12 protein-coding genes are annotated in these 13,014 nt (G+C 69.3%); 6 read left to right on the top strand and 6 right to left on the bottom strand.

Features of this window, described 5'->3' with window-relative positions; all coding sequences use genetic code 11:
• Positions 1–181 precede the first annotated feature (181 nt).
• From disA to AB0395_RS36790, 5 genes are all read right to left on the bottom strand, one after another.
• Positions 182–1,282, bottom strand: a complete 1,101-nt coding sequence (gene disA, locus AB0395_RS36810; protein WP_366289131.1) for a DNA integrity scanning diadenylate cyclase DisA — start codon at positions 1,280–1,282, stop codon at positions 182–184.
• Positions 1,283–1,361: 79 nt separating this feature from the next.
• Positions 1,362–2,762 (bottom strand): DNA repair protein RadA, encoded by a 1,401-nt coding sequence (radA, locus tag AB0395_RS36805; protein ID WP_366289129.1) that lies wholly within the window; start codon positions 2,760–2,762, stop codon positions 1,362–1,364.
• Positions 2,763–2,866: 104 nt separating this feature from the next.
• The gene (gene trxA, locus AB0395_RS36800; RefSeq protein ID WP_366289127.1) at positions 2,867–3,181 is read right to left on the bottom strand and encodes a thioredoxin; all 315 of its coding nucleotides are present in this window, start codon (positions 3,179–3,181) and stop codon (positions 2,867–2,869) included.
• The gene (locus AB0395_RS36795; protein ID WP_366289125.1) at positions 3,178–3,558 is read right to left on the bottom strand and encodes a MerR family transcriptional regulator; all 381 of its coding nucleotides are present in this window, start codon (positions 3,556–3,558) and stop codon (positions 3,178–3,180) included. The genes trxA and AB0395_RS36795 overlap by 4 nt, the downstream gene beginning before the upstream one ends.
• A gap of 298 nt (positions 3,559–3,856) precedes the next feature.
• Positions 3,857–4,555 carry a class I SAM-dependent methyltransferase gene (locus tag AB0395_RS36790; protein ID WP_366289123.1) on the bottom strand — a complete coding sequence of 233 codons (699 nt, stop codon included), beginning with the start codon at positions 4,553–4,555 and terminating at the stop codon, positions 3,857–3,859.
• 380 nt (positions 4,556–4,935) lie between these two features.
• Between AB0395_RS36790 and AB0395_RS36785 the strand changes: the two genes are divergently transcribed.
• The 6 genes from AB0395_RS36785 (at position 4,936) to AB0395_RS36760 (ending at position 11,166) form a co-directional block, all read left to right on the top strand.
• A complete protein-coding gene (locus tag AB0395_RS36785) occupies positions 4,936–5,787 on the top strand; it encodes a sugar phosphate isomerase/epimerase (protein WP_366289120.1) in 852 nt (283 codons plus the stop codon).
• Complete coding sequence (locus tag AB0395_RS36780; protein WP_366289118.1) at positions 5,784–6,479, top strand: TetR family transcriptional regulator; 696 nt, start codon at positions 5,784–5,786, stop codon at positions 6,477–6,479. The genes AB0395_RS36785 and AB0395_RS36780 overlap by 4 nt, the downstream gene beginning before the upstream one ends.
• 179 nt (positions 6,480–6,658) lie before the next feature.
• Positions 6,659–8,821 carry a (Fe-S)-binding protein gene (locus tag AB0395_RS36775; protein WP_366289115.1) on the top strand — a complete coding sequence of 721 codons (2,163 nt, stop codon included), beginning with the start codon at positions 6,659–6,661 and terminating at the stop codon, positions 8,819–8,821.
• A gap of 165 nt (positions 8,822–8,986) precedes the next feature.
• Positions 8,987–9,781 carry a hypothetical protein gene (locus AB0395_RS36770; RefSeq protein WP_366289112.1) on the top strand — a complete coding sequence of 265 codons (795 nt, stop codon included), beginning with the start codon at positions 8,987–8,989 and terminating at the stop codon, positions 9,779–9,781.
• Positions 9,778–10,866: a glycosyltransferase gene (locus AB0395_RS36765; protein ID WP_366289110.1), complete on the top strand. Its 1,089-nt coding sequence runs from the start codon at positions 9,778–9,780 to the stop codon at positions 10,864–10,866. Before AB0395_RS36770 ends, AB0395_RS36765 begins: the two co-directional genes overlap by 4 nt.
• A gap of 18 nt (positions 10,867–10,884) precedes the next feature.
• Complete coding sequence (locus AB0395_RS36760; RefSeq protein ID WP_366289108.1) at positions 10,885–11,166, top strand: metal-sensitive transcriptional regulator; 282 nt, start codon at positions 10,885–10,887, stop codon at positions 11,164–11,166.
• 482 nt (positions 11,167–11,648) lie between these two features.
• Here the strand turns inward: AB0395_RS36760 and AB0395_RS36755 are convergent, their stop codons facing one another.
• Positions 11,649–13,001: a hypothetical protein gene (locus AB0395_RS36755; RefSeq protein WP_366289105.1), complete on the bottom strand. Its 1,353-nt coding sequence runs from the start codon at positions 12,999–13,001 to the stop codon at positions 11,649–11,651.
• Positions 13,002–13,014: the final 13 nt, after the last annotated feature.

The raw sequence follows: 13,014 nt of genomic DNA, 5'->3' as shown, positions 1-13,014 counted from the left end.
GAACACCACAAACCAACACTCGCAGCGCGAACACCACAAACCAACACTCGCAGCGCGAACACCACAAACCAACACTCACAGCGCGAACACCACAAACCAACACTCACAGCGCGAACACCACAAACTCAGAGAACTACGCGGCTTCAGCAGGGAAACCCCGGTCCTTCGGCCAGGAAGAACGTCAGACGTAGCGTTCGAGGATGGAGGACTCGGCGAGGCGGGACAGCCCCTCGCGGATGTGGCGTGCCCTGGCCTCGCCGACGCCGCCGACCTCCTGAAGGTCGCCGATGCTGGCGGCCAGGAGTTTCTGCAGGCTGCCGAACTGGTCGACCAGGCGGTCGACCACCGTGCCGGGCAGGCGGGGGACCTTGGCGAGCAGTCGGTAGCCCCGGGGGCTGATCGGGCTCTCCAGGGCGTCGGTGCCCGACTGGCCCAGGATCTGCGAGACGGCGGACAGGTCGAGCAGACCGTCGGAGGAGAGCTGGTCGAGGTCGTGCAGGGCGTCGGCGAACTTGCGCGGGCGACGCGCGGACGTGGGGAGGTAGTCGCGCACGATCAGCTCGCGGTCGCTCTCCGTCCCGGCGACCAGCTCGTTGAGCTGCAGGGAGAGCAGCCGCCCGTCGGTGCCGAGCTCGACCACGTAACCGGAGATCTCATCGGAGATGCGCCGGACCATCTCGAGGCGCTGGGCGACCACGGCCACGTCGCGGACGGTTACCAGGTCCTCGATCTCCAGCGCGGACAGCGTGCCGGAGACCTCGTCGAGGCGCAGCTTGTAGCGCTCCAGCGTGGCCAGGGCCTGGTTGGCCTTGGACAGGATCACCGCGGACTCCTCCAGCACGTAGCGGATGCCGCCGAGATAGAGGGCGATGATCCGCATGGACTTGCTGAGGGAGATGACGGGGAAGGCCGTCTGCACGGCCACGCGCTGGGCGGTGCGGTGCCGGGTGCCTGACTCGTCGGTCGGGATGGATGGATCGGGCATCAGGTGCACGGCCGCCCGCACGATCTTGTGGTCGCCGGAGTTCAGTACGATGGCGCCGTCCATCTTGGCCAGCTCTCGCAGCCGGGTTGCGGAGAACTCGACGTCCAGCTCGAACCCGCCACTGCAGATCTCCTCGACCGTGCTGTCGTAGCCCAGCACGATGAGACCGCCTGTGTGGCCGCGAAGAATGCGTTCCAGGCCGTCGCGTAACGCTGTGCCCGGCGCGACCGCGGCCAGGACACCTCTGCGACGTTCGTCGAGCCCTTGTTCGTCGAGCCCTTTGTAGGTTGCTGCCACATGACCCCCGTGGTCTGCGTATAACGCCCAGCTTACCGGCGAAGGTCCCGCGGAGTCCGGAACCGCCGGATGGCCAGACCTAGGTGACGTGAGTGAGCGCGTCCCAAACATTCTCCGCTTCGACGACGTCGAAACCCGGCATGAAGTTCGCGCCCCGGCCGCCGACCGGGACCAGGGAACGGTTGCCGTCGCGTTTCTGGCCTGCGTCGAGGGACCCGGACGGCACCAGGGCTCGGGTGAAGCCCAGCCTCGCCGCCTCGGACAGGCGGCGCCGTACGTCGCGCACCGGGCGCAGCTCCCCGGCCAGGCCGACCTCGCCCAGCACCACCAGGCCGCGGGGCAGCGGCTTGTCGCCGGCGGCGCTGGCGACCGCGAGCATCACCGAGAGGTCGATCGCGGGATCGCTGAGCTTGATGCCGCCCACGGTCGCGGTGAACACGTCGCAGCCGCCGAGCTTGGCGTTGAGTCGCCGCTCGAGCACGGCCAGCACCATCGTCACCCGATAGGTGTCGAGTCCGGAGGAGGAACGGCGCGGCTGCTGGGCCTCGGTCCTCGCCACCAGGGCCTGGACCTCGGCGGGCAGCGGTCTCGTGCCCTCCAGGGTGACGGTCACGCAGGTGCCGGGCACGGGCTCGGCACGGTGCGAGACGAACAGGCCGCTGGCGTCGGCGATGCCCTCGATGCCGCCCTCGTGCAGGTCGAAGCAGCCGACCTCGTCGACGGGACCGTAGCGGTTCTTGATCGCGCGGACCATGCGGAGCCGGGAGTGGCGGTCGCCCTCGAAGTGGAGGACGACGTCGACCAGGTGCTCCAGCGTCCTGGGGCCCGCGATGGAGCCCTCCTTGGTGACGTGGCCGACCAGCACCGTGGACATGCCGCGCTCCTTGGCCAGCCGGATCACGTTTCCCGCGACCTCCCTGACCTGGGTGACACCGCCGGGCACCCCGGTCGCCATGGCGGAGCCGATCGTCTGCACCGAGTCGACGATGAGCAGGTCGGGCTGGACTTTCTCCACGTGGGCGACGAGCGCGCTCAGGTCGGTCTCCGCCGCGAGGTAGAGCCGGTCCTGGATCGCGCCGATCCGGTCGGCTCTCACCCGCACCTGGGAGGCGGACTCTTCACCGGTGATGTAGAGGACGGTCTGCTGACGTGCGATCTTGGCGGCGGCCTCCAGCAGGAGCGTCGACTTGCCGATGCCGGGCTCCCCGGCCAGCAGCACGACCGCGCCGGGGACCAGGCCGCCGCCGAGGACACGGTCGAGCTCGCCGACCCCGGTGCTGCGGGCATGCGCCGTCTCGGCCTTGACCTGGCCGATCGGGACGGCGGGAGCGGAGACCGCCCCGGCGGAGGCGACGTTGACGCCGCCACGTGCCGTCTCCTCCTCGACCGTGCCCCAGGCCTGGCACTCACCGCAGCGACCAACCCATTTGGCGGTCTGCCAACCACACTCACCGCAGCGATAGCCGACCTTCTTAGCCATGGCCGCACGTTACCGGTCCCGACCGACAACTTCACCCTGATACTCCGGTACGGCGGCGCCGTACCGGAGTATCAGGGTGGTGGGGCCCAGACGGGTCCCGGGGCTCAGATGTGGCCTTCGAGGTCGGCGAGGAGAAGGCGCTTCGGCTTGGCGCCCTTGATCTGCCGGACCACCTCGCCGTCCTTGTAAAGGTTGAGCGTCGGCAGGCCGAGGACACCGTACTTGGCGGTGATCTCGGGGTAGTCGTCAGCGTTGATCTTGGCGATCGTGAGGCGGTCGCCGTACTCGGCCTCGATCTCCTCGAGGACCGGCGCGATCATCCGGCACGGCCCGCACCATTCGGCCCAGAAGTCGACCAGGACGGGCTTGTCGCTCTCCAGCACCTGCTCGGTGAAGTTCTCAGCGGTCAAATGGATCATTTCTCTCCCTGCTTCCTCAGTACGCATCCGGGGCAGGCGACGGTCAGCTGCCCCGCGACCTCGGCCCTGCGAACCAGCAACGCGCGGATCTCGTCGTCGATCTCGGCCAGCTTGCGCCGGTAGACCGCGACCGACTCCGGGCAGGAGGACCCCGACTCGTGCCCCGCCCGCAGGCATGCCACGAACGGCTTGGCGTCCTCCAGGGTGAACCCGACGGTGAGCAGCGACCTGATCTCGGCGACGAGCCTGAGATCCGCCTCGTTGTACTCCCGGTAGCCGTTGGCCGACCGCCGGGCCATGATCAGCCCCTGCTGCTCGTAGTAACGCAGCGACCGGGTGCTGACCCCGGCTCGTCTCGCGAGCTCCCCGATCCGCATCTGGTCCTCCTCACAGCGTCAAGGTAAACGTTGACGCCAATGTCATGGTCAAGCTCGGGAAGGGGGGCGTCGCATTCCCCCGCCTCTGGCTCAGGAAGGGGTCAGGGGGAGGGAGACAGGCGATGAGCGGGCGGGACGCGGCTCAAGGGCGTCGTGAGCACCGTTTTCTTCGCCGCCTCCGCGAAATGTGATATTCGTCACTATCGGCATTTTTCATGAAAAATCGCCCTCTGTAGCGCCGGGCATGCCAGGACCGCGCGGGATACGACTGGACGCGGGGTACAGCTGACGCGGGGGGCTAGAACCGCTTCCAGCGCAGGACGTTGGGATAGGCGATCTCCAGTCCCCGGGTCTCCGCGATGGCCTCCGCCGCGACCTCGGGGGTGAACTCGATGCGGAGCACCGCCTCGAGGTCGGCGCGACGCTCGAAGGACATGCGCAGGTCGAGGGGCTGGGCGTACCAGCCGTTGCGGGTCCAGAAGCTCTCGACGGAGGCGGCCGAGTACGACGGGATCGAGCGGCTGAACCAGCGGCCGAACGCGCCGCGCGTCGCGTCCAGGTCAATCACGAAGGCCGTGCCGCCCCGCCGTACGACCCGGGACAGCTCCGCCAGGCCCGGCTCGCATCCGGGGCCGAAGAAGTAGGCCCAGCGGGCGACGGCCACGTCGGCCGAAGCGTCGGGGAGCGGGAGGGCCTGGGCGGTCGCCCTGTGGACCTCCACGTTCGGCAGGGCATGGCAGCGGCGCCTGGCGAGCCGGACGAGGTCGTCGTGCGGCTCGACGCCGATCACGCGGGCGGCCTTCGCGGACAGGGCGGGCAGGTGGTAGCCCGTTCCGCAGCCGATGTCGACGACGGTCGCGGCGGTCAGCGGCCTGATCGCGGCCATCGCCGCGTCGGCCAGGCCCTCGGGGTCGACCGCCCGGTTCTCCAACTCGTAGACCTGGGGCGTGTTCCAGATGTTCGGGCTGGGGATGGCGCCTTTCACGAACCGCGACATGCCCCAACCGTAGCGAAACGGCCGTGGCGAAACGGCGGTCACGCCCAGGTCGTCCCGGGCGCTGTGCCGGATATGGTGCCGGGTGCTGTGCCGGGTGCTGTGCCGGGCCTGTCGCAGACGGACACCCCGCGCGGGTCCGTCCGGTGTTTCCCGAATCTCGCCGCCGATCGGTCCACGCGTGGTCCCCGCCGGTGCATCCGTGGCCTGACCTGGTCGTCCTCGTGACCTTTCACGCCGCGTTCCCAGGTGATCTCCGCCACGCCAGCGGCGCCGTACGTCACTGTTCCCCGGGCGCGTTTAGGCTGGCAGCGTGAGCGAGTGAGCCGACGGCGGCCGGGGACCCGCTCACGCGAGCTCCGGCCGGGAGGCGAGGAAACCGTATGAGCGTTACCCGAGTACCCACCGCGAAGATCGCGCTGTCCACCGCGTCGGTGTACCCGGAGCGCACTCCCGACGCGTTCGAGCTGGCCTCGCGACTGGGATACGACGGCGTCGAGATCATGGTCGGTGCCGATCCGGTGAGCCAGGACATCGACGTCCTGGAGCGGTTGTCCGATCACTACCAGCTGCCGATCCTGGCGGTTCACGCGCCGTGCCTGCTGGTGACCCAGCGCGTGTGGGGCAAGGACCCGTGGGCCAAGCTCCAGCGGGCGCAGCGGGCCGCGGAGCGGGTCGGGGCGAAGACCGTGGTCGTGCATCCGCCGTTCCGCTGGCAGCGCGACTACGCCCGCGAGTTCGAGATCGGCCTGGCCAGGATGCGCGACGAGACCGACGTGGTCTTCGCGGTCGAGAACATGTTCCCGCTGAAGGCCAGGGGCAACGAGGTGGTTCCCTACTCGCCCGACTGGAACCCGGTCGACTACGACTTCCCCCAGGTCACCCTGGACCTCTCGCACACCGCGGTGTCCGGCTCCGACGCGATGGAGATGTTCACCAAGCTCGGCGACCGGCTCGCCCACCTGCACCTGGCCGACGGCCTCGGGATAGCGAACAAGGACGAGCACCTGGTTCCCGGACGGGGCAACCAGCCGTGCGCGCCGATCCTGGAGCGCCTGGCGGGCAACGGCTACGACGGCCTGGTCGTGCTGGAGATCAACACACGCAAGGCCGCGGGCCGCAGCGAGCGGATGGACGACCTCAACGAGGCGCTGGCCTTTGCGCGCCGGCACCTCGCCGCGCCGGCGAAGGCGAAGACGGCGCGCTCGACGGGAACGGCAGGCGCGAACGGGTGACCGGGCAGTCCCTGGACGAGCAGTCCCCGCCCGAGGCGGGGACCGAGGCACAGGCCGAAAAGCCGCAGGCCGAAGAGCGGGCCGCGCGGCCTCAGGACGCGCGGGTGGCGGGCAGGCGGCGCCCGGGGCGCAGGCCGGGCTCCGCGGACACGCGCGGGGAGATCCTCGCGGCGGCGCGCGAGACCTTCGCGGAGAAGGGGTTCGACAAGGCGACGGTGCGCGCCATCGCCAGGCGGGCCGGAGTCGACCCGGCGATGGTCCACCACTACTTCGCGAGCAAGGAGGGCATGTTCGTCGCGGCCATGGAGCTGCCGATCAACCCAGAGGACATCATCCCGGCGCTGTTGGCCGGGCCGCGGGAGGAGATCGGCGAGCGGCTGGCCCGGTTCGTGCTGACGATGACCTCGGAGGCGGAGGCCCGCCAGCCCGTGCTGGCGCTGATCCGCACCGCGATGACCAACGAGCGGATGGTCGTCGTGATCCGTGAGTTCATGACGCACGCGCTGCTGAACCGGGTCGCGGAGGCGCTGGGCGTTCCGCCGATCCGGATGGAGCTGGCCTTCGCGCAGATGTTCGGCGTGGTCATGGCCCGCTACGTGCTCCAGCTCGAACCGCTCGCCTCGGTCGGCGTTGAGGAGCTGGTCACGCTGCTCGCACCCACGATCCAGGGGTACCTCGACGTGCCGTCCTGATGTCGCTGAGTGGGCAGATTATTGTTCTGCGAGGGGGATTGACCGTATGGTGGCCACGGTCGCCACCGGCCGCCACCCGAACAGGAAGTTACTGACGGGTAGGATTCGGGGCGACCCGTCGTCACCGTGGATGGGCCGCGGTCGTACGCTGACAGCCAACGCCGTCTGTGGGAGGACCCGTGCTCTGGGTAGCGATCATCGGCCTGATCATGACAGCCGTCGCGCTCGCGCTCGCCGCGCGCCGCGTGCTGTTCCTCTATAAGCTCGCCACCGTCGGGCCGCCCGCGCCCGAGCGGATCGAGTACGCGAGAAACAACGTGGGTGCCGAGGTCAAGGCGCAGCTGGTCGAGGTCTTCGGCCAGAAGAAGCTGCTGAAGTGGACCCCGTCCGGCACCGCCCACTTCTTCGTCATGTGGGCCTTCTTCATCCTGGCGACCGTCTATCTGGAGGCGTACGGCGCGCTGATCCAGGGAGCGGTCACCGGTACCCCCGACTTCCACATCCCGCTTATCGGGACCTGGGCCGTGCTGGGCTTCCTGCAGGACTTCATCGCGGTCGCCGCCCTGCTCGGCCTGCTCGCCTTCGCGGTCATCAGGGTCAAGAACTCGCCGAAGAAGCTGGGCCGCAAGTCCCGTTTCTCCGGGTCGCACCTCGGTGGCGCCTGGCTCGTCCTCTTCATGATCTTCAACGTGATCTGGACCATGTTCCTCTTCAGGGGAGCGGCCTACAACACCGGCAACCTCCCCTACACCTCCGGTGCTTTCGCCTCTGAGGCCGCCGCCGCCGTGCTGCGCCCGCTCGGCGAGTCCGCCAACGAGGCCCTCGAGCACGTCGGCCTGCTGCTGCACATCGGTGTCATGCTGGTCTTCCTCGTGATCGTGGTGAACTCCAAGCACCTGCACATCTTCACCGCGCCGCTGAACGTGCTGTTCTCCCGGCGTCCCGACGGCAACGGTCCCGCCCAGCCGATGCGGATCGACGGCAAAGTCGTCGACTTCGAGGACGAGGACCTCGACGGTGACAGGCTCGGCCGGGGCAAGATCGAGGACACCACCTGGAAGGGCTTCCTCGACTTCTACACCTGCACCGAGTGTGGCCGTTGCCAGTCGCAGTGCCCCGCCTGGAACACCGACAAGCCGCTGTCGCCGAAGATGCTGATCCTCGACCAGCGCGACCACGCCTTCAAGATCGCGCCGTACATGTCCGCCACCGAGGAGGACCGCAAGGGCCTGCCCGAGGACGTGCTGTCCCTGCTGGACAAGCCGCTGGTCGGCGAGGACGGTGTCATCCACCCCGACGTGCTCTGGTCCTGCACCAACTGCGGCGCCTGCGTCGAGCAGTGCCCGGTCGACATCGAGCACATCGACCACATCCTGGACATGCGCCGTTACCAGGTGATGGTGGAGTCGAACTTCCCGTCCGAGGCCGGCGTCATGGTCAAGAACCTCGAGAACAAGGGCAACCCGTGGGGGATGTCCGAGATGAAGCGGGCCGACTGGATCGAGGAGCTCGCGGGCCGCGAGGTCGACCCCATCGAGATCCAGCTCATCGACGAGAAGATGCCCGAGGACACCGAGTACCTCTTCTGGGTCGGCTGCGCCGGGGCCCTTGAGGACAGGGCGAAGAAGACCACGAAGGCGGTCGCCGAGCTCCTGCACATCGCGGGCGTGAAGTTCGCGGTGCTCGGCCCGATGGAGGCCTGCACCGGCGACCCGGCTCGCCGCCTGGGCATGGAGTTCCTCTTCGACATGCTCGCCAAGCAGAACATCGAGACCCTCAACGAGGCCGGGGTCAAGAAGATCGTCGCGACCTGCCCGCACTGCTTCAACACCCTCGCGAACGAGTATCCACAACTCGGCGGCACCTACGAGGTCGTGCACCACACCCAGCTGCTGGCCAAGCTGGTCGAGGAGGGCAAGCTGATCCCGGTCACGCCGATCGAGGAGAAGATCACCTACCACGACCCGTGCTTCCTCGGACGCCACAACAAGGTGTACTCCCAGCCGCGCGACATCATGGCCAAGGTCCCGGGTGTGCAGGCTCAGGAGATGCACCGCCACAAGGAGCGGGGCTTCTGCTGCGGCGCGGGTGGCGCGCGGATGTGGATGGAGGAGCGGCTCGGCAAGCGCATCAACACCGAGCGCGTCGACGAGGCGCTGACCACGGATCCGGACACCATCTCGACCGCCTGCCCGTTCTGCCTGGTCATGCTGGGTGACTCGATCAACGAGAAGAAGAACGCGGGCGAGGCCAAGGAGACGCTGGAGGTCGTGGACGTCTCCCAGCTGCTGATCAAGTCCATCAAGGGCCAGCCCGTCGCGCCCTCGGGCTCGCCGGTCTGACCCCCGGCCTCGCCGTCCGGTACGGCCTGCATGTCGCAGGCCGTACCTGACATCTGGTCAGGATTTCGCGAAAAGGACAGAAAGCCCGAAAGCCATCCTGTCTATAACAGAAAAATCACGGTAATCTCAACGTCGCGGCAGCCGTTCGACGGGGAGGGGGCAACGGTGCGTGTCGTTGTAACCGATGCCGAGGTCACCCTGGCCGACGTCCTGTCCCTCCGCCTCGCCATCGACGAGCCGCTCACCGCGGACAGCGAGCTGGTCCTGCGCCAGCGAGGCACGGCCGTCGAGCACAGGCTGCCGCTCGGCGCCACCGGGGCGCAGGCGCGCGACGCGACGCTCGCGCTCTCTCTGGCCCCGCTGCCGCTCAGCCCTGGCCGCTGGGACACCTACCTCAAGCAGGATGGGTCGCGCACCAGGCTGCACAGCGTCGACCCCGGTTTCTCCCTCGACCATCTCGACGCGTACGCGCTGAGCAGGCGCACCCTGTCCTACCGGGCCTACCGCACGCGCAACGGCTTCCTCGCCCTCAAGGTCGACGAGGCCGAGCCGGTGGCCGAGGTCCGCGCGGTCTGGTTCCGCGAGGGCCGGTTCGAGGTCACCGGGCTGCTGGCCTTCACCGGCCTCGACGACGACGAGTCCCGGCACGAGGCGCGTCTCGCGCTGCGCCGCAGCGGGTCCGACGTCGAGCTGACCGCCGCCGCGACGGTCCAGGGGGTGCGCTTCCACGCCGCGCTCTCCCTGTGCGACGTGCTGGCCGCCGCCCCCGAACAGCCGGGGACCTGGGCGCCCCTGCTGGAGGTCGACGACCTGCCCGTGCCGCTCCGCCTCGGTTCGAGGCTCGACGACGTGAACGGCAAGCGCCGCCGTCTGCACTACCCCGCGACCCGGATCGACGGGGTGCCGATCCGGCCCTGCTACACCGCCGACGACGAGCTCACGATCGAGGTCGGAGGATGAGGATCTGTCTGCTCGTTCCCTCGGTCTGTGGCATGCGCGGCGACGTCAGGTCGGTCGTCAACCTCGCGGGGGAGCTGGCGGAGCGCCGCCACGAGGTGGAGATTCTCAGCGTCCGGCGCCACCGGGAGAAACCGTTCTTCCCCGTCTCCCCCAAGGTGGCGCTGTCCTGGGTGATCGACGACCAGCCCGGCGTGCGGCATCTGCTGCCCAGGGGCCAGATGCGTACCGAGGTCGCCCTGTGGCGGCGCCTGCGCGGGCTGCGGGCCGACGCGGTCATCGCGACCAGGCCGGGCCTGAGTGTTCAGGTGGCCAGGCACGCCTCCCGCGAGATCGTGCGCGTCGCCCGCGAGTGGGGTCACCCGCCGCTGCCGGGGCCGATCACGAAGTTCTACCCCCGCCTCGACGCGGTCGTCACCGCGACCGAGAAGGGCAGGCAGGACTGGGACCGCCTCCTGCACGGTGGCGCCGACGTCAGGCTGATCCCGGACGCGCTGCCCGCGGGGCCGTGGCCGCGCTCCCGCATGGACAACCGCATCGTCGCCGCCGGCGGGCGCTGGGTGCCGGTCAAGGCCTACGACCGGCTGATCCGTGCCTTCGCCGTCGTCGCGGACAAGCGACCCGACTGGCGCCTGCGCCTGTACGGCGGAGGCCCTGAGGAGAGGCACCTGCGAGCCCTGGTCCAGGAGCTGAACCTGCATAATCACGTCTACTTCATGGGCACGACCTCTGACCTGACCGGCGAGTTCGCCAAGGCGTCGATCGTCGCGGTGACCTCGAGGGCCGAGACGCCGCAGACGCCCGGGATGACGGTGATCGAGGCGATGGCCAGCGGGGTGCCGGTGATCGGGTTCGACAGCCCGAGCGGGCCGGGCGAGTTCGTGGTCGAGGGACGCAGCGGGGTGCTGGTCGCGGAGGGGAACGGCGAGATCGAGGCCTACGCCTTCGCGTTGCTCGCGCTCATCGACGACGAACGGCGGCGCAGGGAGCTCGCCGCGGGCGCGCTGGGGGCGGCGGCGGTCCACACGGCGCCCGCGGTCGCCGAGCAGTGGGAGAAACTGATCACGGCCACTTCCCGTTGCGCCTGACACGGGTACCGTTGGGACATGCATGGCTACAGCGGAGACAAGCAGGCCTATCTGACCAGGTTGCGGCGGGTCGAGGGACAGATCAGGGGCCTGCAGCGCATGGTCGACGAGGACGCGTACTGCATCGACGTGCTGACACAGGTGTCAGCCGCCACGCGGGCGCTCCAGGCGGTGGCGCTCGGCCTCCTGGAGGACCACATCGCGCACTGTGTCGCCGACGCGGTCAACTCCGGCGGGCCGGAGGCCGAGGAGAAGATCAAGGAGGCCTCGGCGGCGATCGCCCGCCTCGTCCGTTCGTGACTAGTCACAGGACCATCTCCACGAACCACGTCCCGGACCCCGGAACGGAGTCCGGGACTAGGTCGTTCAGATGGTTCTCCCAATGGCCTCAGCAGATCGCCGAAGCACTCAATCCGAGCGCGTTGTCGAGCTCCGCCAAGGTGAGCGGCCGTTCGCTGATGGCGACGGCGGTCAGCACCTCCGCATAGAGAGCGATCTCGTCCAACGCGACACGGTCGTGGACCCTAGAGTCCAGGTCGTCGTGCCCCACCGCGTCGTCCTTCCTTCCGCAGCCCACACCCACTTCGAGGTTACGGTGGGAGGTCTTGCGTGCCCATGGCCCATCGGGACCATTCCTCGCCACGTCACCGCAGCCCCATGAGGATCGTTTCCCGATTTAGAGATCACAATTCGGCAAATTATGAGATATATGAGGCGTATAGGAGATAAAGGAGTGACGTAAGTGAAATAACTATATCTGTGGGGTAATTCCGCCGGGCCTGTCAGAAGTGGCGGGGGAAGGTTCCCGAGAAGCCCGGGGCCGGGTCGTCCCGCTCGTGCGTCAGGCGGTGCACGACCGCGGAGGCCGTCGTGAATCCCCGCGCGGGCACCGCGGTGCCCGTGAGACGGCACCAGGCAAGCCCCGTGGCGTACGCGGCTCCCAGCAGGGCCGCCGCTCCCGCCCTGTCCGGCGGGTTGAGGGCCGGGGGCAGCTCGCCGGAACGCGGCCAGCACCCCCGCAGCGGGTGGGACGGGTCGGAGAGCACCACGTGGACGATGTGGCGCAGCTCGGGGTCGAGCAAGGGATAGAGCGGATCCGCCGTCCTGGGACCGAACGCCGAGAGGTCGGCGGCGAGCAGCGAGGCCGCGACCGCCCTGGGGTCCGCACCCTTGGGCACCAGGAACCCCAGTGTCTCGACCAGGTCGTAGACCACGTGCTGGAAGTGCTCCCCGGGCGAGGTGTCCGGCAGCGTCACGTGGGGCGGGCAGCGTGACAGCCAGGCCTGCCGTACCGCGTCGTCGCCGAGGTGCGCGACGGCGGGGTCGGGCCCGGTACGGCGGAGCACCGGTTCGACCATGGCCAGCAGGATGTCGGCCCTGGGGCGGAACCGGGGGTCGTACCTGATGGCCCCCGCCGTGTCGGCCATCAGCGCGACCAGTCTGAGCCCCGCCTCCGGGTGCCCCGCCCTGACCCGCTCGCCGTACAGCGCGGCCAGGTCGGCCAGTGAGGCGGGCAGCAGCCAGCGGACCCACTCGTCACCGGGAAGCGGGCGGGCCAGGAACTCGCCGAACATCGACAGCAGGACCTCGTTGCCATCGAATGCGGGAGCGTAGGCGCACCACATGAGGGTGCCCCAGATCGCGGCGACGGGGCTGGGCACCTCCCCGGCGAAGAGGTCGGTGAAGGCGCCGGTGAGCGGAAAGTCCTCCCTGCGCCTGCCGCGCTGGGAGACGACCAGCTCGCGGACCCGCTCGGTGATCTCGGGCGGCACGTCGGGGCCGACGAACCCCTGCACGGAGCCACGGTCCACGGAGAAGTCGTGAGCGCCGGGGACCAGGTGTGGCATGATCATCGAGGTGGCCCGCACGACGTGCGCGGCCACGCGCAGCCCCGGATCCGCGGGCGGGGCCGTCAGGTGCCAGCGACCGTCGGCCGGGTCCTGGCGGTACCACCGGGCGTGCGCGCCGAACAGCCAGCGGCCGCCGTCCGGAGTCGCCAGGGTGCGCAGCGCGAGGGTCTGGGCCCGCGCGGGCAGCGGGAGCGCCGCCCATCGGGGGTCGGCGACTATGGCGCGCACATCTCTCTCGATGGCGTCGAACCCGTCCCACTGCCGCACGGCGGTCATGTTACCCATGGCTTCCCCGCGC

The sequence above is a fragment of the Streptosporangium sp. NPDC051023 genome (assembly GCF_040689595.1).
GTDB lineage: Bacteria > Actinomycetota > Actinomycetes > Streptosporangiales > Streptosporangiaceae > Streptosporangium.
Note: the sequence above shows the minus strand (reverse complement) of the source record. Positions and strands in the feature narration are given on the sequence as shown.